This is a genomic window from Pseudoalteromonas sp. CO348 (assembly GCF_004208845.1).
In the GTDB taxonomy this organism is placed as follows: Bacteria; Pseudomonadota; Gammaproteobacteria; order Enterobacterales; family Alteromonadaceae; genus Pseudoalteromonas; species Pseudoalteromonas maricaloris.
On the sequence record NZ_SGPI01000033.1, the window covers coordinates 323,392 to 346,239 of the forward strand.

Annotated in this window: 17 protein-coding genes; 9 read left to right on the forward strand and 8 right to left on the reverse strand. The window is 42.6% G+C overall.

Translation table 11 applies throughout. From position 1 onward, the window contains the following. Nucleotides 1-60: 60 nt before the first annotated feature. Nucleotides 61-3,648: a hypothetical protein gene (locus tag EXT48_RS17920; protein ID WP_130165235.1), complete on the forward strand. Its 3,588-nt coding sequence runs from the start codon at nucleotides 61-63 to the stop codon at nucleotides 3,646-3,648. 49 nt (nucleotides 3,649-3,697) lie between these two features. Here EXT48_RS17920 and mnmE read toward each other — a convergent pair whose 3' ends face one another. Continuing rightward, nucleotides 3,698-5,062 carry a tRNA uridine-5-carboxymethylaminomethyl(34) synthesis GTPase MnmE gene (gene mnmE / locus EXT48_RS17925; protein ID WP_130165236.1) on the reverse strand — a complete coding sequence of 455 codons (1,365 nt, stop codon included), beginning with the start codon at nucleotides 5,060-5,062 and terminating at the stop codon, nucleotides 3,698-3,700. Nucleotides 5,063-5,273: 211 nt separating this feature from the next. On the opposite strand from mnmE, the gene EXT48_RS17930 reads away from it, so the two are divergent. Next, nucleotides 5,274-7,454: a winged helix-turn-helix domain-containing protein gene (locus tag EXT48_RS17930; RefSeq protein ID WP_240703400.1), complete on the forward strand. Its 2,181-nt coding sequence runs from the start codon at nucleotides 5,274-5,276 to the stop codon at nucleotides 7,452-7,454. A gap of 3 nt (nucleotides 7,455-7,457) precedes the next feature. Here the strand turns inward: EXT48_RS17930 and EXT48_RS17935 are convergent, their stop codons facing one another. The 7 genes from EXT48_RS17935 to rpmH all read right to left on the reverse strand — a co-directional run bounded on the left by EXT48_RS17935 (nucleotide 7,458) and on the right by rpmH (nucleotide 12,202). Continuing rightward, nucleotides 7,458-8,195, reverse strand: a complete 738-nt coding sequence (locus EXT48_RS17935) for a hypothetical protein (protein ID WP_130165238.1) — start codon at nucleotides 8,193-8,195, stop codon at nucleotides 7,458-7,460. Then, the gene (locus tag EXT48_RS17940) at nucleotides 8,195-8,653 is read right to left on the reverse strand and encodes a TlpA disulfide reductase family protein (protein ID WP_045988475.1); all 459 of its coding nucleotides are present in this window, start codon (nucleotides 8,651-8,653) and stop codon (nucleotides 8,195-8,197) included. Before EXT48_RS17940 ends, EXT48_RS17935 begins: the two co-directional genes overlap by 1 nt. A 17-nt stretch (nucleotides 8,654-8,670) precedes the next feature. Further along, nucleotides 8,671-9,342, reverse strand: coding sequence for a cytochrome c biogenesis protein CcdA (locus tag EXT48_RS17945; RefSeq protein WP_130165239.1), 672 nt, complete (start codon nucleotides 9,340-9,342; stop codon nucleotides 8,671-8,673). Between the two features lie 165 nt (nucleotides 9,343-9,507). Next, nucleotides 9,508-11,142, reverse strand: coding sequence for a membrane protein insertase YidC (gene yidC / locus EXT48_RS17950; RefSeq protein WP_130165240.1), 1,635 nt, complete (start codon nucleotides 11,140-11,142; stop codon nucleotides 9,508-9,510). Between the two features lie 8 nt (nucleotides 11,143-11,150). Beyond that, a complete protein-coding gene (gene yidD / locus EXT48_RS17955) occupies nucleotides 11,151-11,453 on the reverse strand; it encodes a membrane protein insertion efficiency factor YidD (protein WP_240703401.1) in 303 nt (100 codons plus the stop codon). Nucleotides 11,454-11,626: 173 nt separating this feature from the next. Next, the gene (gene rnpA, locus EXT48_RS17960; protein ID WP_010376847.1) at nucleotides 11,627-12,061 is read right to left on the reverse strand and encodes a ribonuclease P protein component; all 435 of its coding nucleotides are present in this window, start codon (nucleotides 12,059-12,061) and stop codon (nucleotides 11,627-11,629) included. Nucleotides 12,062-12,067: 6 nt separating this feature from the next. Then, on the reverse strand, nucleotides 12,068-12,202 hold the full coding sequence (gene rpmH / locus EXT48_RS17965) for a 50S ribosomal protein L34 (RefSeq protein WP_010376846.1): 135 nt from the start codon (nucleotides 12,200-12,202) through the stop codon (nucleotides 12,068-12,070). A 608-nt stretch (nucleotides 12,203-12,810) separates the two neighbouring features. Between rpmH and dnaA the strand changes: the two genes are divergently transcribed. The 7 genes from dnaA (at nucleotide 12,811) to EXT48_RS18000 (ending at nucleotide 22,847) form a co-directional block, all read left to right on the forward strand. Next, nucleotides 12,811-14,211, forward strand: coding sequence for a chromosomal replication initiator protein DnaA (dnaA, locus tag EXT48_RS17970; RefSeq protein ID WP_039493141.1), 1,401 nt, complete (start codon nucleotides 12,811-12,813; stop codon nucleotides 14,209-14,211). 10 nt (nucleotides 14,212-14,221) lie between these two features. After that, the gene (gene dnaN / locus EXT48_RS17975; protein WP_130165267.1) at nucleotides 14,222-15,325 is read left to right on the forward strand and encodes a DNA polymerase III subunit beta; all 1,104 of its coding nucleotides are present in this window, start codon (nucleotides 14,222-14,224) and stop codon (nucleotides 15,323-15,325) included. 4 nt (nucleotides 15,326-15,329) lie between these two features. Further along, nucleotides 15,330-16,418 (forward strand): DNA replication/repair protein RecF, encoded by a 1,089-nt coding sequence (recF, locus tag EXT48_RS17980; RefSeq protein ID WP_010604162.1) that lies wholly within the window; start codon nucleotides 15,330-15,332, stop codon nucleotides 16,416-16,418. 12 nt (nucleotides 16,419-16,430) lie between these two features. After that, on the forward strand, nucleotides 16,431-18,848 hold the full coding sequence (gyrB, locus tag EXT48_RS17985; RefSeq protein WP_045988477.1) for a DNA topoisomerase (ATP-hydrolyzing) subunit B: 2,418 nt from the start codon (nucleotides 16,431-16,433) through the stop codon (nucleotides 18,846-18,848). Between the two features lie 463 nt (nucleotides 18,849-19,311). Continuing rightward, nucleotides 19,312-20,055, forward strand: a complete 744-nt coding sequence (locus tag EXT48_RS17990; protein ID WP_130165241.1) for a TnsA endonuclease N-terminal domain-containing protein — start codon at nucleotides 19,312-19,314, stop codon at nucleotides 20,053-20,055. Next, nucleotides 20,009-21,931, forward strand: a complete 1,923-nt coding sequence (locus EXT48_RS17995; RefSeq protein ID WP_165384121.1) for a Mu transposase C-terminal domain-containing protein — start codon at nucleotides 20,009-20,011, stop codon at nucleotides 21,929-21,931. The genes EXT48_RS17990 and EXT48_RS17995 overlap by 47 nt, the downstream gene beginning before the upstream one ends. After that, entirely contained in the window at nucleotides 21,924-22,847 is a 924-nt protein-coding gene (locus tag EXT48_RS18000; protein WP_165384122.1) for a TniB family NTP-binding protein, read from the forward strand. The genes EXT48_RS17995 and EXT48_RS18000 overlap by 8 nt, the downstream gene beginning before the upstream one ends. The last annotated feature ends 1 nt before the right edge of the window (nucleotide 22,848 follow it).

The window sequence follows — 22,848 nt, forward strand, 5'->3', positions numbered from 1 at the left end:
TTTTCTTCTCTATAGTCCGATTAGTACGGCTATACGTCAAATTCAATTAGAAATAACGACATGAACCAATTCGATAAAAACCAGATAATCACGCTGGATATCCAAAACCCGCAACAAATAGAATTAGCATTAGCTCAGTATAAGGCTTTGTTGGACAGCGATAAGGCCTGTTTTAACAGTCAGTTTGATGTTGAGTTTAAGCAACTTGATGAAGCGGGGATGCGCCGTTTGCAACCCCAAGATAGTGGCAACAACCTAAAGTTGCTTCAATCTGCATTAGATTTAGGCCAAGAAGGCGGTGCTCACCACTATGACCACACCATACTTGATGATACCGAAAACTATATTTCTGAGGTCATTTTATTTGCAGCAGCGCTGCAATACCCTGAGATCAAACAAGCTGTTGTAGAAGCCGCCAAGGCAATAGTGGCCTATAGTCGCCGCCAAAATGACACCGATGAAATGTGGCTTGATGATATGCGGGTATTTGGCGTTGAAGCTTTGTATATGCTTGCAAAGACGGATATACAGTACGCCTATTTGCTAGCACAATACTTTGTGCCTTATTGGGATGATGAACATGCATGCGGTTATGAAAGTTATTTAAGTGTATTGCTACACGAGCACGGTTGGCATCGTGAAATGATCAAAGCATTTATTTGGTGTGACAACGATAACTTTAGATCTGGCATGTTCAAAAATGATCAATACAGTGAAGAATGTGACTACCAGCCGCTTGGGGAATATTTACGCGAAAATCCTGAGAGTTATGAGCAATTTAAAGCATTAGTCATTGCACGTTTTCAAGCTGAGCCCGTATTACTTGCCGATGTCGATACCATGTGTGATGAGGATGAAGAAGAGGACCTGAGTGGTCATCAGCCTGTGATCTCTTTGTATCAATCGCTATTCCCCCATAGCTGTTTTTATGACGATGAAGAGGCTAAAGACAGCTTTATGGCAATGCCATTTTTTGGCAGTACCCTCGAAAATGAAGCGTATGATTTACAGCAAAAAGTCCAATCACAGGTTGCAGGCCCATTAGTTAAAATTGCACAGAGTGCCATTGCTGCTCGCGCAAATTATCGTGCTTATCTAGCCAGAGGTGAGCGTAAATATGAGCTTAACTATGGTACTAATTTGCTGAAACCTTTAGTGCTGGCTATGCCCCAAGGCGAAGTATTGTGGCGCTACATTGAAACTGGGGAACCACAAACAGTATTGGAAACAATCTGTGAAGTAGATGTGCTTGAATTAGCGAAAGTGCATGCCAGTGACATGGCTGAGCATCTTATTGATCAATTGAGTAGTTTTGAGCGCAATAATCAAGGTATAGTCGAGGAGCTGAAGTCGGTACTCAGCCTTGTGCGAGGCGATCTACTTACAGATCACTTCAGTGAAGAAGCTGAATATACACAACCAAATGGCATGGTGTTGACGCTTGCGGTACGCAATGATGCAGAAAATAACTTACTACAAGCTCGTGCTGAGCAGTACCTTCGCGTGATTGATGTATTTTACCATGCCCTAGGCAAGCGTGAGTTTTGCAAATATATGATGGCATCACTTACCGAAGGTGATGAAGCACTACTCTCGAGAGAAGCCTATTATCAGCGTTATACTCAACTATCCGTGTCTGATATCAAGAGCGCGGCTGAAAATGCTAAAGCCAAAAATATCCAGTCGATATTTTGTCACTTCACCAACCAAGATGAATTACTGTGTCGCAAGCATCTTAAGTTGGTCAATGAGCATTTCCGCTCATCGCGTGCGCTGTGCCACCCAAAGCAATGGCCGCAATTGGATATGGGATTAATTACACTGGCCAGCTATCACCTGCACAGTGATTATAATCAGCATATTGGCGATGATATTACTGAGGCACTAGCAAATTATCTTAACGACAATCATATTTGGCAACTCGCTGCCCAGCACATCATTCAGAAATGTCATAAAAAGTCCGATCATTATAACCCTGATAACTTAGGATTGTCTGAGGTACAAATAACGCGGATCTGTGATTACTTTACTGCAGACACGCCGCAAGATGATTTAAGCAGTTTATTGGCATTAGTGCAGCCGCAGTTGTATCGAGATGAGTGTTGTCGTGGCGATCTTTACCTAAACAAGTTTAGTGAAAAGCAGTCAAGCTATCAGCTTTTTAAAGATCATGATGATGATTTCCAACGCTTTACCCTAACGGCATTTTGGTTGCGACAGCTACCTTTACCCCTACAATACAAAGCGGATCGTTTATGGCAATTTATTATTGCACTAGCGCCAGTTAGGGTTGCACGCAATGTGCTTCGTGCTTATTCGGATGATCATTGGAGCATAGAGTTTGACACTATACTCGATGAAATTGAGGTCTACGAACAGTTAAGTAAAGCTGGAATAGATGGCGGTATACTGAATGCCTATGAAATGAGCAACCAACGTTATAACTCCGAACGTTACTTGAATTGGATAGAGATTTACAGCGAAATAGCCAGTGATGATAACAGTATGTTTGGCAGCATGGGACGTAACAAAGCCAAAGCTATGGAGCAGGGACTCGCATATATCAATGAGCGCACGAAAATTGAGTTTTTACATCATGTGTCGCTTAAACACCCGGAAGTTGAGCTTGATTTCAGCCATGATTTACAACGCGCGATTGATATTTTTGTGCAATTAAACCTGCACTCTTGGGAGCATGCGTTAGCACAGGAATTAGGTCGGGATTGTCTATATTTCGGTGAAGGTGAAAAGTTACCAAAGAAGCTGCATAAAGCCATTGTAGCGGATAGCCTCTCAATACACGATAAACCTTGCCATGTTGATGGTCGAAGTTGGGAAGCGTGCACTGTGTTACAAAAGCAAGGAGACAATTACGTTATTGTGATGGCCGATCATGAGGTACCGCTTGCTTGGTATGAAGAAAGGCTGCCATCTGGGCCGTTACTGATATTTTCAGAGCAGCTTGAGCGTGCGGCTATTATAAAACGCGTGGCTGAGCTGCAAGTGCAGTCCAATCGCATTAACGCGATTGTTGAGCAAACGATGGCTTATCTACATAACGAGGTCGAGTTTGATGTCATGGCTGCGCTGTTTAAAGGGCAAATTTCCACCGAGTTTATGCGTATCGATGCCGATGAATATCAAATGTATAGTCTTCGTCAGTTTGTGTGGATGTTAGATGCTGAGCGTCGCAACAAACTGGTACGTCTGCTTCTTAATCATGATTATCGGGGCTTTAAATTAATTGAAGCGCAAATGGAACAACCTTGGCTATTACATCAACTGGCACACAATGAGATAGATTTTGAAACTTACCTATCGAAAAGCGGTGAATATGAAGGCGAAGCGTCCGAAACCAGCATGGCATTTTTGCTCACCTGGTTATTTGATATAGGCGTTAAACCCGAACATTTGGTGCTGTTTTGTATTAAGCGCAGTCACTTTGACGTATGTCGTGAATTTATCGTGGCACATGCTCGTGGCCAATATGGCAGTTTTAAACAGAGTTTGAGCTATTTATATGCTGATCGCCGCGCTGAACTTCCTGAAATATTCAGCCAAGCAGCAGACGCTGAAGCATTGCTAGCTCCATTAAGAAAAGACAAATCTCGCAAGGTAAAAGAAGCGGTAAACCAATACGCTAGTTAGTGTGTAGTCATACGCCCAAAAAAGGCGTATGACTACTTAGATATTTGGGTTATTTACCAATACAAAATGAGCTAAAGATTTTGCCCAGCAAGTCATCGGAGGTGAATTCACCGGTGATCTCATTGAGGTATTGCTGGGTAAGGCGTAGCTCTTCTGCCAAAATTTCACCGGCAATATGCATTTCTAGCTGAGTTTGACCTATTTCTAGGTGCTCAGCTGCGCGCTCTAGGGCGTCTAAGTGACGACGGCGAGCCATAAAGCCACCTTCAGTTGCACCAGTAAATCCAATACAGGCTTTTAGATGTTCCCTCAATAAATCAATGCCTTGAATGTCTTTAGCACTTAGACGGATAAGGGTATGGCCATCACTCGTTGTTGCGCCAACGGCTTCACCGCTTAAATCGACTTTATTGCGGATCACGGTAATTTCCATGCCTTGCGGTAATAGCTCGATAAAATCAGGCCAGATCTTCGCAGGATCGGTTTCGTGGGTTTCGGTGCCATCCACCATAAATAGTACGTGATCGGCGCCGCGGATCTCTTCCCAAGCACGCTCAATACCTATCTGCTCTACTTTGTCTGGACTATCACGAAGTCCTGCGGTGTCGATAATATGAAGTGGCATGCCATCAATATGAATATGTTCACGTAGTACGTCTCGTGTGGTACCTGCGATGTCTGTAACAATCGCAGCTTCACGGCCTGCTAAGGCATTGAGTAGTGAAGATTTACCAGCATTAGGGCGGCCTGCAATCACCACGCGCATGCCTTCACGCATGATGCTGCCTTGCTTGGCTTGTTTACGTACTTCTGCGAGCTGCTGAATAATGGCTTCTAGGTCACCCGAGACTTTACCATCGGAAAGAAAGTCGATTTCTTCGTCGGGAAAGTCAATTGCGGCTTCTACGTACATGCGCAGATGAATTACTTTCTCAACCAACGTATTGATATGTTTAGAAAAGTCACCTTGTAGTGAATGTAGTGCACTTTTTGCAGCTTGCTCGCTGGTGGCGTTGATCAAGTCTGCGATAGCTTCTGCTTGCGTTAAGTCTAGCTTGTCGTTCATAAAAGCACGTTCTGAGAACTCACCAGGCTTTGCCAAGCGCACTTGCTCAATTTTGCTGATTTCCTTTAACAGCATATCAAGTACCACGGGGCCACCGTGGCCTTGTAACTCAAGGACATCTTCACCAGTGAATGAGTTCGGCCCTTGGAAGAACAATGCAATACCTTGGTCTAGTTGTTCACCTGCTAGGGTATTGAATGGCAGGTATTCGGCATAGCGAGTTTTTGGGCATTTACCTAAGATTTGCTCGGCAACTGCTCGGGCTTTACACCCTGAAACTCGAATAATACCAACGCCACCGCGACCCGGTGCGGTAGCCTGTGCTGCTATGGTGTCTTGTGCGATCATGATGACTCTTTAGACTGTCTGGTTAATAGCCATAATTGTACAGCAATTGATATATCTCAGGTATAGCTGGTGGGTAATATCTAAGTCTGCTCCTTGCATTTTGGGTGGTTGATGACCTTAATGATACGGTTATGCGCTTTTGTCAGGTATAATTATGGTCACAGTTTTTACTGTTCTTATTAGCAAAGGTTGTATAAGGGAAACTAACGCTGTGCTGCACTTTCTTCAATACCGCTTCGATCCAAATGTCTCGTGTTTATATCGTGATGCTGAGCAAGTGCCACTGAGGCCGAGAGTTGCGCAGCTGTTGGCTTATTTTTTAGCCCATCCAAATCAAATTGTTACACGTGAAACATTGCTCAGCACGTTGTGGCAACACGGTGAATTTAGAGAAGCTGCACTAACACAAAGTATCACTGAGCTAAGACAAGCTCTCAAAGATAACGCCCAGCAACCCACCTTTATTAAAACCATACCACAGCAAGGTTATCAGTGGATTTGTCCTGTTGAGAGCCGCACATTTAACACATTCAAATTCACTACAACAATGAAGGCGATGCTTGTCGTTGGCGCTGTTGCGTTAAGTGGAGTCGCGGCGAGTGTTTACCTCGTTTATAGTTCAGCACACGTTGTCACTCGTGTACAAGCTGAGCAAGACTCGTTAATCATTGTGCCTATGGTGAATGAGACGGGTGTGCAAGCCAATGCGTGGTGGGGTTATGCGCTTGAAGCAGCATTGAGACAACATTTACAGTCTCATTATCAATTAGTACCGCGAAGCCAATATCCTGAGCTTGCAGAGAATAGTACGATTAATCAGCTCACGCTTTCACTCAAGCCGATACAACAGCGTTTTATACTCAGCGTTACTTATGGAGATAAGCAAAGCGAAATAATTGTTGAACAGTTAGATGAGAGCTTTGAAGCGATTGCAACAGAGGTTATTGCGCAGTTAGCGCTAGGTGTTGACACTAAGACCGCCAAAAAATCATCCTTAAATCTAGCAATGAATGACTATTACCGCGGTGTACAAGCATTAAATGAACAGGGACCTCAACTGGCAAAGGCATATTTTGAGGCGGCTGTGGCACAAATGCCGGAACATCTAGAAAGCCAGTTGGAGCTTGCGCAAATTTGTTGGCAGCTCGGTGATATTGATTCTGCCACCCATCGATTCGAACAGGTTTCACTAAGTTCAGCGTCAATCGCGACTCGTGCTCGCTACCACCTCTATTACGGAGAGTTTTTCAAGGCACAAGGCTTACATCAGCAAGCGTTGCAACAAGCTCAGCTTGCCCTCGATGCTGCTGAGCAAAGCCAGCAAGTTGAGTTGATAGCGATGGCATATCAACTCAAAGCAGATGCTTTTTGGGTGTTACAACGTTGGGATGAATACCAGCAAGCGATGAGTTCAGCGCATGTTTTGATAGGCAGTCGATCGTTTGCCTATAGCGAAGCACAGCGGAGTTTCTATCTTGCCAATCCACCAGCGGCTGGTCCCGCTGAAAAAACGTTACTGAACTTAGAGAAGAGTAAACCTGTACTCGCGCAAGCCATTGCCTATTATGAGCAAACAGAGCAGACCATGAATCTAATAAAAGCTTTGTTTGCTTATGGTCAAAATTACTTAGTGCCAGTGGTTGAAAGTGAGCCTAGTTTATTAAAAGCCCTCGCTTTAGCTCAGAAAAATGGTTATCACTATTTAGAAAAGCAACTACTCACTTACCTAGGGTTCTACTATATTCAGCTACATCAGGGAGAAAAGGCGCTACGTTACTTAAATGAGATTAACGGTGAGCCGCGTTTTATTCCAAGTTATGAACAACAGCAATTACTGATTGGCATGGCGCATATGGATATCGCATTGCAAACGGGTGATACGGATGCAATGCAAAGTGCAATTACGCAATATCAAATGCTGTTAGAAAGCGATTATATTTCTTCGGTGACGCGTGCCAACGTTAAATTGTTACTGGGTTGGACCTGGATCAAAGCGGGCAAGCTCGAATTAGCAGAGCCGTTGACGATTGAAGCAATGCAAGACTATCAAACGTTACAGCTACAAGAAGTTGAGACCTATGCGCTCTATACGCAAATGTATATCCACCTTTTGAGAAACGAGCCTCAACAAGCGCTTGAGATCATTACTGAACATCAACATACCAATTCACATCTTTTGTTGCTTTACGGTGTTGTTGCGGCTGATATGTTAAAAGAAGAAGCGCTGCAAAAGCGCTTTTCAGATAAATTGGCCGGACTCGAAAACAGCCAATTATTACAGCAACAGTTGCTGCAAATACGCCAGCAAAGCAGCATCGATAAGCATTTTATAGCTGAACTTATCGATGCCCCTTACAGCGTCTATTGTCAGAGTAAATGGACGATAAATTAGGCTCTAGTCTATGTTGGGTGGCTGATTACCGCGATAAACGACTTCACCATGTTTGTCTTGTACCACCCAGTAAGGTAGCTCTCTAATCTCAAACTGGCTAAATACTTCGTTGTGGTGATCGAACACAATATCGTGTTTGACCTCAAAGCGTTGTTGGTAGTCTCGAGCACTTTGTTCTTCCACATAAAAGGGCTTAATCACAGTAACGACCGGATACGCACTCGAGTCAGCGAGTTGATTGTTTTGCTTTATTCTCATTTCACAGGCAGGAATATGTTGAAACGGACACAAACTATCGCTGAAAAATAACACTCTGTATTGACTGTTTATCGTCGCTATCGAAAATGGCGTACCTGTGAGTGTTTGCAATGGGATCCGTGTTTCTTTCTCTGTGCTTGGTGCACTGTTAGTCGTCAACAACTCTCGTTTGATAACTTTGTCGTCTTTAACGATAACACGAACAGGTGTTTGCCTTATTGCAAACCGTTGCAGCAACTGGTTTTGCTTATCAATGGCTAACTCAGCATAGCTTGGGTAGGCCGTTTTAAACTGCGCTAAGCTTGCCTCATCAATATTAATATCGGGCTGTAGCAATCTCCTTGGTGCTAGTGGCGTTGGTAGAGTCGTGGGCTGTACATACTCATCCCAAATATTAATAAACACATACTCTTGCGTGTTAGCGTGCGCAAACACGCTGAGGCACAAAGCGGCGAACATAAGTAGGGCTTTAATTGATGGCATTAGTTTGCTCCTTGGAGTGTGCTCAGATGTTGTTGCAGCTCATCTGTAAACAATGCGCTGCGATAGATTTCTTTGCCGTTTTCATCAATGAGGATGTGTTGTGGCGTGCCTAACACTTGAAACTGCTGAGTTATCTTGCCATTACCATCAAATACCGTTGGAAATTGGTAATCATGTTTATCAAGGTAAGCTTGCACGCCTTTTTTTGACTGATTGAAGCCAATATTAACGGCGATAACCTGATAGTGGTTATTGGCTTGCTGAAAGCTTTGCTCAAGCAGTGGCATTTCTTCCACACAGTAGGAGCACCACGTTGCCCAAAACTTCAAGTAAGTGACTTTGCCTTGACTGGTTACGGTATTATTTGCAAGCGTATTGGCGGTAAGTACGGGATAGTCCTTTGCTGCAGACATTGTGCTGAGTAACATAAAGAGTGAATAAAATACGATTTTTTTCATGGTGGTTCCTTTGCGTTTTATAGCCAACTTTTGCCAGCTTGAATAAGAAAATATTGCGCCATCGCGACTAAGATAAGTGCGGTTGCTGTAGTGATGTGATTTAACCAAGCTCCAGATCTTGGTAATGTATGCAAAAAGCGTGTGCTTAGCCCTGCTAGCAGTAATAGGGTGCTCATACCGAGCGCAAAACTAAACAGCAGCGCGCCTCCTAATAGAGGTTGCTGGGCATTAGCAACGAAGAGCAATAAGCCACCTAGAATTGGAGACGTACAGGGAGCCGCAACAAGAGCGCTGGCCATGCCCATTAGAAGAGGTGCTGGTGAGCCTGTTGAAATCGCATTTGGCAAGCGTGGCAGAGAGACTAAACCTTTTGATACCACAGCAAAGTAGAGTAATAGATTGGCAAAAATTAGCAGCACCCAAGGGTTTGTTGCTACTTGGCCAAAGAAGCTACCGGTTAATGCTGCAATAAATCCAAGCGCGGCGTACACAGCTGCAAAGCCTAGTGCATACCAGACTGGGGCAAGGCGAATATGGCGTTGTTGGCTAAGAGTCGCAACAGTTATGGGAAGTATGGGATATACGCAGGGCGTAAAGCTGGTGAGTACACCGACTAAGAGTGCTATAGGCACTAACCACCAATCAGTTTCGGCACTGGAGAGTGCCTGTAGTAACGTAGATTCAAGCATCGTCTTCTCTTTGCATTTTTTAACTGCAAAAGAGCATGACGAATAGCCCAGATTTGACCTATCAAATCGTCATAAAATCGCTATCAAATTTTATCAAGTGCTTGTTTAAAATGCATAAAAAAACGGCTCAAAGGAGAGCCGCTTTTTTAGTGTATTACGTCAGAACTAACCGCGTACTTTCATGCCTTTTTTCTCCATGCCACGGTAGATGATAAGCATCTGAGCGATAGAGATAAGGTTTGAAACCAACCAGTAAAGTACCAGACCTGATGGGAACCAAATAAAGAAGATTGAGAACACGACTGGCATGTAAGTCATCATCTTTTGTTGCATTGGGTCTGTAACTGTCATTGGCTGTAGTTTTTGGGTTAGGAACATACTTGCGCCAAATAGCACAGGTAGTACGTAGTACGGGTCCATTGATGATAGATCCGTTAGCCACAACATAAACTCAGCATGACGTAGTTCTGTTGATTCAAGGAATACGTAGAACAAGGCTAGGAAGATTGGCATTTGTAGTAATAGTGGGAAACAGCCACCCATTGGGTTCACTTTTTCCTTACGGTACATTTCCATCATCGCTTGGCCGAACTTCTGGCGGTCATCGCCATAACGCTCTTTTAGTGCCTGCATCTTAGGCTGTAGCATGCGCATTTTAGCCATTGAGGTGTATTGCGCTTTAGTTAGTGGGTATAACGCCGTTTTTACAATCAAAGTGATAGCAATAATCGCCAGACCCCAGTTACCTAAAATACCGTAAAGGAACTTAAGCAGAGTCAATAACGGTTGTGAAATAAACCATAACCAGCCGTAGTCTACAGTGAGATCTAGGTCTTCTTGAATTGCTTCAAGCGCTTCTGTGTCTTTAGGACCCATGTAGTACACCGCATGGATAGTTGCCGTGCTGTTTGCTTGCACATTGGTTGGCTCGCTCTTCATACCAACAATACCACTACCATTTCTAAGCGCGGTATAAATCGTATTATTGGTTTGCTGATCCGGCACCCATGCACTGACGAAGTAGTGCTGTAGGAAAGCAACGTAGCCGCCTTGGGTATTTTTATTCAGGTTCGCATCCGCCATATCAGAGAAGCTGTATTTCTCATAAGGTTCTTCAGCGGTACCATAGGCTGCGCCTAAGTAGGTCTGATCAACCATGCTGCCTTTATCTTGGCGTGTGCGTTTGATTTGTGTGTATAGTTGTACTTGAACAGGTGATGAGGTGGTGTTGTTAACTTGGTATTCTAAGTCAACGTCATATTTACCTGCTTTAAATACATAAGTTTTTGTGTACTGTACGCCTTTCTCATCAGTAAAAGTCAGTGGTACACGTAATGTATCGCCATTTAGCTCATATTGCTGTTGTGCCGACTCATAGACTGGGCGACCAGCTTTGTTTGCATCTGGGCCGTTTAAACCAATTAAACCACTCTGTGAAACATACTGTTTGCCTTCAAATTCACCAAGTAACATGAAAGGCGTGTCGCTGCCATGGGTTTCTGCGTGTTGTAGTAAGTTGGCTTCAACGATATCACCGCCTTTAGTATCAATTTTTACCGAAAGTACATCGGTAGTGATACTAATGACAGAACGTGTTGCCTGAGTTGCTACAACTGGGACATCGGATTGGCTTGATGCTGGTACATCAGCTTGCTCTTCTGTTGGGGTTGAGTTCGCCACTTGTTGTGTGACGGCACTGGTATCAGCTTGTGGTTGGTTTTGTTCTTGTGTCCACTCTTGGAACAGTAGGAACGAAACCAGCAACAAACCGATAAATAAAAACGTGCGTTGCGATTCCATAACAGCTCTTATTTCTCGTGTTGTTTAACTTTAGTCGACTTCACAGGTACAGGATCATCTCCACCTGCGCTCAAAGGGTGACATTTTAATATGCGTTTAACCGCTAACCAACTCCCTTTTGCAATTCCATGTAAATTAATTGCTTGAATTGCATAACTAGAACAGGTCGGGTTAAAGCGACAATGAGGCCCGAGTAGGGGGCTAATCCATTGTTGATAACCGCGGATCAGCAATATAAGCAGGTGCTTGGGAAGCGAACAAACTGCTTTGAACTGATCTCTGATCTTGTTACGCCCTGAAGTTGAATTCATGGCTTTGTAGATATCAATTTCCTCAATTTACTGCTTCAACCCAAGTGGGTAAAAACAGACTATTTTTCTATTGATATAGCTGATTAAAAGGTGAGCTAACCTTACCTTAATTGGCGTAAAATTACTATGCTAGCAAGGGTAAATGCGCCGTAAAAAGGAAAGGCTAAAGCAGATTATTGCTTTTTCGCGTTAGCTTGAGGATTTTTTGAACGCTTGTGTTGAGGTTTCGGCTTAAAAGGTGGTTTAGGTGCACCTGGCTTACAACGTTCATTTATTTTGCGCCACATCTTAGTGAGCTGTTTAGTTAGCTCTTCATTAGATTGCTCGTCAACACCGGTTTTGACCATCAACACAATATCGATGTTATCAAGTTTATGACGATTTAATCGAAAGCTTTCTCTGGCAAGTCGTTTGATACGGTTTCGTTGACATGCTTTTTTGCAGCGTTTTTTAGCTACAGTTAAGCCGAGTCTTGGATGACCAACATCATTTGGTTTTGCAAGTAGAGTAAAATAAGGCGTAGCAGCGCGAGCTGGCTCTTGAAATATGCGGGAGTAATGCGAGGGAGTTAACAGACGTAACTCCCTGCTAAAGCTAAAGTCTTCCACTAAATATTAAGCAGAAAGTACTTTACGGCCTTTAGCACGACGACGTGCTAATACTTTACGACCGTTCTTAGTCGCCATGCGAGCACGGAAACCGTGAGTGCGCTTGCGCTTAAGTACGCTAGGTTGAAAAGTTCTTTTCATAACAATTCCATCCGATCGGTTAAAAGTTAAAACATCCTATGCAGGTCGCGATCCTGGCACAGGTGCCATTGCGAGCGCGAGATATTAAAGCTGAGCGCGTCTAAAGTCAATCAAAATCTGTTCTCTGTGGCTAAATAATCCACAGTGAGAGGTTTCTCTATCCTTTATATAGACAAAACTTGGCAAAGCTATCGAGCAAACATAGACGATCTACATAAAGTAGGATCAATACGAAATCGATCTGCATAGATCTGATCCGATGGGCGGCATTATAGCATTTAGTAAGAATAGGAAAAGCTCTGGAAAACTAAATTTGATCTTAATTTTGGGGTGAGATCGGGAGAGTTTTTTGCTATGATCTTACTTGTGGGTAAAAAATAAAAACCTTTAAATTTCATGTGTTTATTTTTTTGATAGGGTGAGATCTTGCTTTTTCTAAATGTCAATATTGAACTTGTGGATAAGATCACTTCATAATACCCCGCTTCCACCAGTGATTTTGTAATAAAAACTAAGTATTTCCGGCGATCCTTTCATTTAGATCTGATTTTTTAGATCTGAATGCTCTATTTTTTATTCCCGGGAATCAAAACCTATTGGAGTTCAGAGTGTATCTGTCGGTTTGGCAAAGTTGTTTATATGTTTTGCAAGATGAATTGCCATCTCAGCAATTTAGCATGTGGGTAAGACCACTACAGGCAGAAAGTACTGATGATACGCTAACTATCTATGCGCCGAATCGTTTTGTATTGGATTGGGTACGAGAAAAGTATCTCCACCGCATCAATGAACTGCTGATTGAGATCTGTGGTGATGAAGCACCAGAGCTGCGCTTTGATGTGGGTAGCAAACCTGTGTTAGCTGCACAACCAAGTTTATCTAACGAAAAAGCCGCAAGTGTAGGTCATGCAGCTGATAACATGTCAATGCTGCAAGGCACTCAGCCAAAAATGGCAGAAAAAGTTGAGCCTGCTCCTAAATCTTCGCATAAGTCTAATATTAAAGAGAATTACACCTTTGATAACTTTGTGGAAGGTAAATCTAACCAGCTGGCAAAAGCCGCTGCAACGCAAGTTGCAGATAATCCAGGTTCTGCATTCAACCCGGTATTTATTTATGGTGGTACAGGTCTGGGTAAGACGCACCTGTTACACGCTGTAGGTAATGGCATCATTGAACAAAAACCGGATGCAAAAATTGTTTATATGCATTCAGAGCGTTTTGTTCAGGACATGGTTAAAGCACTACAGAATAATGCCATTGAAGAATTCAAGCGTTACTACCGCAGCGTTGATGCATTGATGATTGATGATATCCAATTCTTTGCAAACAAAGAGCGTTCGCAAGAAGAGTTCTTCCATACTTTTAATGCGCTGCTTGAAGGCAACCAACAAATCATTCTAACTTCTGACCGTTACCCTAAAGAAATAGAAGGGGTTGAGGACCGACTGAAGTCGCGTTTTGGTTGGGGGTTAACTATTGCTATTGAGCCACCAGAATTAGAGACTCGCGTTGCTATCTTAATGAAGAAAGCGCAGCAAAGTAATATTAACTTGCCACACGAAGTTGCCTTTTTTATTGCTAAGAAATTACGCTCTAATGTGCGAGAGTTAGAAGGTGCGTTAAACCGCGTGATAGCTAATGCCAACTTCACTGGTCGTCCAATTTCTATCGATTTTGTTAAAGAAGCGCTACGCGACTTATTAGCGCTACAAGACAAACTTGTTACCATCGATAATATTCAGCGCACCGTGGCGGAATATTATCGAATTCGTGTTTCTGACTTATTGTCAAAACGTCGTAGCCGTTCAGTTGCAAGGCCAAGACAAGTTGCCATGGCATTGTCTAAAGAACTGACAAACCACAGCTTGCCAGAAATAGGTGATGCATTTGGTGGCCGCGACCATACCACCGTGTTACACGCGTGTAGAAAAGTAAAAGCACTTCGTGATGAAAGTCATGAGGTAAAAGAAGATTATCAAAACTTAATTAGAACGCTGTCTTCTTAAGGGTTAAATGATGCAAATAACGATTCCAAGAGAACTATTTTTAAAGCCACTGGTACAGGTGTCGGGTGCCATTGAGCGCAAACATACACTGCCTATTTTGTCTAATGTATTGCTAGAAGTGAAAAATGGCGCGTTACATATGACAGGTACAGATTTAGAGATAGAGCTTGTTGCATCTGTTGCCCTTGAAACCAATGTGCCAGACGCCAAGATCACTTTACCGGCGAAAAAGCTCCTAGATATTTGTAAGAGCTTGCCTGATAACTCGGATTTAGTGCTGAGTAGCCAAGAGCATCAATTGCTACTGACTAGCGGTCAAAGTCGCTTTTCTTTGACAACCTTAGCCGCTGAAGACTTCCCTAATCTTGAAGAGTGGGACGGTGAGGTTGAGTTTGCCATAACGCGTTTAGAGCTTAGAAAATTGCTAGAAGCAACGCATTTCTCTATGGCTAACCAAGACGTACGTTACTATTTAAATGGTATGTCTTTCGAAGTAGATAATAATGAAATTAAAACGGTAGCCACTGACGGTCACCGTTTGGCAATTGCGCAGCAAAAATTACCTGAGTCATTGCAAACGCAGCGTCAATTGATCATTCCTCGTAAGGGCGTGCAAGAGATCATGCGCTTATTGCCTGCGGATGATGAAACTATCACCATTCAATTTGGCGCTAATCATGTGCGCATCATCGACAGCGAATTTACTTTCACGAGTAAGCTGGTGGATGGTCGATTCCCTGATTATCGTCGCGTATTACCTCGTGGCGGGGACAAGTTGGTTACCGCAAATCGCGAATGGCTACGTAGTGCATTTCAGCGTGTGTCTATTCTTTCTAACGAGAAGTTTCGTGGCGTGCGATTGAATCTGAGTAATGGACAATTAAAAATTAGTGCCAATAACCCAGAGCAGGAGCAAGCTGAAGAAATTGTTGAGGTAGGTTACCAAGGCGATGATCTTGAAGTTGGTTTTAACGTTTCTTACTTATTAGACGTGTTAAATACAATAAAGTCTGAAGATGTACAATTTACGCTTTCTGATGCGAACAGCAGTACGCTTATTGAAGCCGCTGGTGACGAACATGCAATGTATGTAGTTATGCCGATGCGTTTATAGAGTTATGAGTTTAACTCACCTTAGCCTCAATGCATTTCGAAACATTGAGGCGATGGCGCTTTCACCTAGCAATGCCGTTAATGTCATTCTCGGTGAAAATGGTAGCGGTAAAACCAGTCTGCTCGAAGCCATTTACTTTCTCTCCAGTGGTAAATCTTTCCGTACCAATCTGCAAAAATTAATGATCAAGCATGAGGCTTCTCATTGCGTTGTTCATGCTAAAAAACAACTACATAACTTGTCTATACCGCTTGGCATTAGTAAATATACCAGTGGTGAAACTAAGCTTCGAATTCAGGGGCAGGCAAGCCGGAAAGTGGCAGAATTAGCGCAGGTTTTACCTGTTCAAGTTATTACGCCTGAAAGCTATGAGCTGTTTTTTGGTGGTCCAAAAGAGCGTCGTAAGTTTCTTGATTTAGGTGTGTTCCACGTGGAACATCAGTTTTATTCCACATGGAAAATGTTCAATCAGGTGCTCAAGCAACGTAACGCTTTATTGAAATCTAAACCGAGAGATCTCCAATCCCAGCTAAGTTATTGGGATAAGGAGTTTGTACGCCTTGCTGAGCAAATAAATATGTTTAGAGAGGCTTATATAGGTAGGTTTCAGACGCATTTTTTTGATAAGATAGGGGATATAAGCCCTATCTTTAAAGGCCTTGAAATTCGCTTTCAAGCGGGCTGGAAGGGGGAACTAGCTGAGGTATTAACAAATCAGTTAGAGCGAGATGTAAAACTTGGCTATACAAGTAAAGGGCCGCATAAGGCTGACTTTAACTTTTATACTCAAGGAAACAGCGTAGAACATATTTTTTCTCGTGGTCAACTCAAGCTATTACTGTATGCACTTAAAGTAATGCAAAACAGTTTGATTGACCAAGAGAGTAATAAGCAGTCAATTCTGCTTATTGATGATTTACCTTCGGAGCTTAGTGAAGATACTAAGGTGGCGGTATCGCGTCTGTTGGCGCAATGTCAGTCACAGCTGTTTATCACTGCTATTACTCCAGAAAGTATTGCCGCCGTTATTGAACCAATGGAACGTGAAATTAAAATGTTCCACGTGGAACATGGCAGCTTAATAACAAAATAATTGGAAGAAACCATGTCGGAAAATTACGATTCGTCGAGTATTAAAGTACTTAAAGGATTGGATGCTGTAAGAAAGCGTCCGGGAATGTATATCGGTGACACAGACGATGGTACTGGTTTACATCACATGGTGTTTGAGGTCGTTGATAACTCAATCGACGAAGCACTAGCAGGATATTGTGACGATATTTTCGTAACAATTCATACCGATGGCTCTGTATCTGTTCGAGATAATGGTCGTGGTATCCCAACTTCAATTCACGAAGAAGAAGGGGTTTCTGCAGCAGAAGTTATCATGACAGTACTACATGCCGGTGGTAAATTTGATGATAACTCATATAAAGTATCTGGCGGTTTGCACGGTGTAGGTGTTTCTGTTGTAAATGCACTTTCTGAAAAACTACAATTAACAATCCGCCGTGATGGCAAAGTGCATCAACAAAAATACACTATGGGTGTTCCAGATGCGCCGTTAGGTGTTATCGGTGAAGCGGAATCTACTGGTACAGAATTGAGATTCTGGCCAAGTGCTGAAACGTTCTCAGATACAAATTTCCATTACGATATTCTAGCTAAGCGCCTACGTGAATTATCTTTCCTTAACTCTGGTGTAAGCATCATTTTGAATGATGAGCGCGAAGAGAATAAACAAGATCACTTCAAGTACGAAGGCGGTATTCAAGCATTCGTTGCGTATCTAAATCGTAAGAAGACACCAGTTCATCAAAGTGTTTTCCACTTTTCGACTGAGCGTGATGATGGCATTAGCGTAGAAGTCTCTATGCAATGGAATGATGGTTTCCAAGAAAACATCTATTGTTTTACCAATAATATTCCTCAACGCGATGGTGGTACTCACTTAGCGGGTTTCCGTGCAGCACTTACGCGTACGCTTAACACCTACATGGAAAAAGAAGGCTTTAATAAAAAGTATAAAACCAGTGCTACGGGTGACGATGCCCGTGAAGGTTTGACTGCTGTTGTTAGTGTTAAAGTTCCTGATCCTAAGTTCTCTTCACAGACAAAAGATAAGCTCGTTTCTAGTGAAGTGAAAGGGGCTGTTGAGCAAATGATGGCTGAAAAGCTAACTGAATTCTTGCTAGAAAACCCAGGCGATGCAAAAACCGTTGTAAACAAAATCGTTGATGCTGCGCGAGCACGTGAAGCTGCACGTAAGGCCCGTGAAATGACTCGTCGTAAGGGCGTTATGGATTTAGCTGGTCTACCGGGTAAACTCGCTGACTGCCAAGAACGAGATCCTGCACTTTCTGAACTATATATAGTGGAGGGTGACTCGGCGGGTGGTTCTGCTAAGCAAGGTCGTAATCGTAAGAACCAAGCAATCCTGCCGCTCAAAGGTAAAATCCTGAACGTAGAAAAAGCACGCTTTGATAAGATGCTTTCTTCTCAGGAAGTGGCAACACTAATTACTGCATTAGGTTGCGGTATTGGACGTGATGAATATAACCCTGAAAAGCTAAGATATCACCGCATCATCATCATGACCGATGCGGACGTGGATGGTTCACACATCCGTACACTGCTACTGACTTTCTTCTATCGTCAAATGCCAGAGATCATCGAACGCGGTTACGTCTATATTGCTCAACCACCACTATATAAAGTGAAGAAGGGTAAGCAAGAGCGTTATATTAAAGATGATAATGCGCTAACTTCATATTTGACGACATTAGCTCTAAACGAAGCATCGCTATATCCGTCGGAAGGTGCAGAGCCAATTACAGGTAACAGACTAGAAAACCTAGTACATGATTATCAGAATACGATAGATATCATTGAGCGTTTAAAGCGTAAGTATCCGTCTTCAATCATGAACCGTTTGCTTTATCACCCAGAGCTAACCGAGTCAGACTTATCTGATGAAGCAAAAGTAACGGCGTGGACTGAAAACTTGGTTGCTGATCTTGTGAAGAAAGACGAAGACGCCACTATCTTCAACGCAGAAGTTGCATTTGATGAAGAGCGCCACATGTATTATCCGGTGATCAATATTCGTCAGCATGGTGTTGATAAAGCACATACTTTGAACTTCGACTTTATTACATCTAAAGATTATGTCCGCATTGCGAACACGGGTCGTCAGATTGGTAGTTTGATCAGCGAAGGCGGTTATGTACAGCGTGGTGAGAAGACTCAAGCAATCGAATATTTTGAGGCTGGTCTTGAATGGCTTATCTCAGAGTCTAAGCGTGGCTTGTATACACAACGCTATAAAGGATTGGGTGAGATGAACCCTGACCAACTTTGGGAAACAACGATGGATCCAGATGCTCGCCGTATGCTACGTGTGACCATTGAAGATGCCATTGCTGCAGACCAATTGTTTGCAACCTTGATGGGTGACCAAGTTGAACCTCGTCGAGAGTTTATTGAAACAAATGCACTGAGAGTTGTTAACTTAGACGTGTAAACTCACACATTGTGGGATCTCATAATTCATGGCAATGTGTCTCATAGCCGTGAAATAAAATCTCATAATTCGTGAAAGTTACTAAGAAGCCATCCTAATTAGGGTGGCTTTTTTATGTCTGAAACTTAGTGAAGTAATGCTAGATAGCAAAGTGGCGCAAATGTATGAATTCATACATTCTAAGTTTTTGATATATATTAACTTTTTATAGAGATTAATTCAAAAACTGGGTATTTATTGGTAATATAGACAGATGGGCAAACTAAAAAATAAGGCGAATATGAAAATATTGAAGAGGATTTAACAGGGCAAACCAAAAGGGTTTGGAAAGCCCCGTCAAAAAGAAATAGTCAAACTATCTCCATAGCAAGAATAGTATGACATCTCTAATTTGACCGCGCAACTGAACCCTTACATGAAAAATCAATGATTTAAGTCATTACCATTTTGGTAAGGGGTTACTATGTCTGTAAAAACAGTAGATTACGCTGAAGTGCGTGATCCAAAAACTAATGGAAAAAATTTTTCATTAGTCGCTTCGAGTGGACGAGTCAGAGAGCCTGTTACTCGTTCAAAAGGGCGAGTGGTCGGTCGCTTTCCCTCTGCAAAAAACCAAGCATCCATTTCTTGGGAGTCACAACTTGAGCTTAAAGCCATTAGGTTACTCGAGTACTGCGATAGTGTTGTGTCATATCGAGAACAGCCTAGACTCTTCAGCTTTTTAATCGATGGCGTGCAAAAGCGCTACTATCCCGACTTTGAAGTTATTTTAAGTGGTGGCCAGCGCATCTATGTTGAAGTGAAACCAAAGAGGAGGCTGTTAAGTCAGCCAATTAAAGCAAAATACTTAGCCATAGCCGATGCACTTGAAAAGCAAGGAGAAACACTTTGTTTTATCACCGACTCACACGTTGCAAATGATGCCTTGCAGCAAAACATCTCGCTTATCCATCCGTATAACCAAGTTGATATTAAACAAGAGGATATAGAGCTACTGAGAGTTGCTTTCAAAGAATGTGAGACAAGCTTTGGCTCGCTTATCTCAGCGGGTGTTGCTTTGAAAACGCTCTATTCAGCAATCGCAAAAGGCCTGATAACAATAGACTTATTAAGCCTTATCTCACTAGAAAGTAATTGTATATACAATGAGGAGAAGCACCATGAGAACCGTATCTTTACATGCTGGTTTGCATCTGACCTTAGATAATGCGGATTATCTTATAGATAGAATCGTTGATGACAAATGCTACTTGGTTGCCCTTAAAGATGGCTCACTACTTATCGAATCTAAATACGCGCTGCGAGATATGCATAGTAATGGACGTGTCATTCTGCATGGAACGCAGCGTAAACAAACCACTAAAAAATCCGCAGATCTATCAACGTTGAGTGATGAACAAAAAGCGCAACTTGAGATCAGGCTTGTGTATTTACAAAGTGTGGTTCGTTGGCTTGGTAGTAAGCCAACAACAAAAGGAATTGAAGATGTGGTCGACTGTATTCACTCTGAGCTGAAAGGGGCGAAACCCTCGGCGAGCACGGTGTACAGATGGTGGCGTAAATGGGAAAGCTCAAGCCATGATCCAATGAGTTTAGTTAATAAGAAGTCTGGCTCTTCAACGTCTCGAAAGTTCAGTCGGCATGTAATACAAGCATTTAATGAGGTAGTTGAAGAGATATATTTAAACCGTCAGTGCAGACCAAAATCAGAGGTATACGATGCCTTCCTCATTCGGCTTAACAAGATGAAAATGACTGGACCTTACGAAGTTGAGATATGCACACCAAGCCGAGCTCAGTTTTATCGCATGTTTAATTCATTAGATAAGTTTGATGAGATGGCTGCCCGAAAGGGTAAATACGCAGCAGAGAAACATTTTCGGATTGCAGGGGCTGGGCCCGTTGTAACACGAATCTTAGAGCGAGTTGAAGTTGATCACACACCACTTGATGTTTTTGCTGTTGATGGGCAAGCCAAAACAGTTGTTGGCCGGCCAACCTTTACGGTGTTGTTAGATTATTTCTCAAAGATGATCTTAGGGTTCTATGTAAGCTTAGAGCCTCCTTCAGAAATATCTGTGATGCATGCACTGAAAAATGCGGTGTTTACTAAAGATTACTGTAATGAAATGAGCAGAGTTAAAGAGCGCTGGGAGAGCTTCGGAGTGCCGCACACTTTGATATGTGATAACGGTCTTGAGTTTCATTCAGGTAACTTAAGGCGAGTATGTAAAGAGCTAATGATTAATTTACAGTTTTGTCCGAAAAAGCAGCCACATTACAAGGGCGCTGTTGAGCGCTTTATAAAAACAATGAATCTATCTACGAGCCATAACTTCCCAGGTACAACACGCTCGAATGCCAACGACAGAGGTGACTATCAATCGATGGAGGAAGCTATATTCACCCTGAATGACATTAATAACCACATTCATGAATGGATCATCAATATTTACCAGAATCGAGTTCATAGAGCGACACACAGAACACCGGTAGGGCTTTGGCTAGAAGGGCTCGGTGTAGTTGAACCGCTATTGCCAGAAAGCAAAGAGCAGTTTGATATCGCACTGTGTAAGGAGGCTACACGTACCCTCAGTCACAAAGGTGTTGAGATAAATAACCTGCTTTACAACAGTACCGAACTTGGATTACTTCGTCATAAAAATCGTGTTGAATCAGTCAGTGTTCGTTTTGATCCGATGAACATGGGGCATATATGGGTATTAAATGAAACCGAGAGTCCACCGTATTTTTTTAAAGTTAGTTGTACAAAATCAGATTATGCAGACGGACTAACAAAACGTACGCATAAGGCAATTATTGCCGAGCAAAAAACAAAGGGCATAAAAGATTTTAGCCAACAAAAGTTACTTGAATATAAACATGAGTTTATGGAGCAAGTGACTAAAGATGTGAAGGGTAAAAGTTACCGCAGGCGAGTCAAAGCGGCTCGTTATTCTATTTCTAAAGATAATAGCCAGTCAGAACCATTGAGCAAGCGCTTTAGTTCAGGAGAAAACAACTCTCTTACCAATGATGGTGCACTTTACCGGTTTAAGGTGGAAGGGGCTGACGATGAATAGGGCAGAATACATCGCCGTAGTTAAAAGGCTCAGAGGAATGGTGATCGTACACCCCAATTACGAGAAAGTAATGAAGGAGCTCATCAGCTCATTTGAATTGCATAGAGAAACGGGAATTGCGCAAAACCTGTTGTGTACAGGGCCATCAGGCTCAGGAAAGACGACATTGATTCATCAGCTTAAAAAGAAGTATGGCAGTATTGAAGATGATGAATATCAAAGCCCGATCATCGTTGTTAATACACCACCGCAACCGAACATAAAGAACTTTGCCGAAGCATTTTTGGCCGCATTGGAGGACCCATTTACTAAATCAGGTAACACAATACAAAAGACTAACCGGATCACAGAAGTGATGAAAATGAAGCAAACACAAATGCTCATTGTTGATGAGCTACAACACTTCGTTGAGCACGGACGAGGTATCACACTCAGGGGCGTATCTGATTGGCTCAAAAGTGTTATTGATACAGCGCAGGTATCTACCGTACTAATGGGGCTTGATAAGGCCGAGGAAGTGTTGAAAGCGAATGAACAAATAAGAAGGCGCTTTAGCCAAACTTTGCGTCTCGAACCATTCACTATTGACAGTAAGGCTGAGGCTAAAAAGTTTGCATCGGTCATCCGAATACTTGATGAACAAATAGGGCTACCTGAAAAAATAAAATTGGGTGATGAAAGTATTGTTCGCTTTTATTACGCGACTAATGGCCTAATAGATTACCTTGTAAAGCTAATGGTTGGTGCGAGTGAGTTACTATATTCTCAGAACAGAGAAAGGATTGATAACAATGTACTCGCTGGTGCTTTTCAAAAGTATATTTGGCGCGATTGTAAAGATAGCCAAAACCCTTTTCACAAAGGCTTTATCGAGCAGCGCTTAGATAAGCAAAACATGCCGTTTTTTGTTGGGTAAT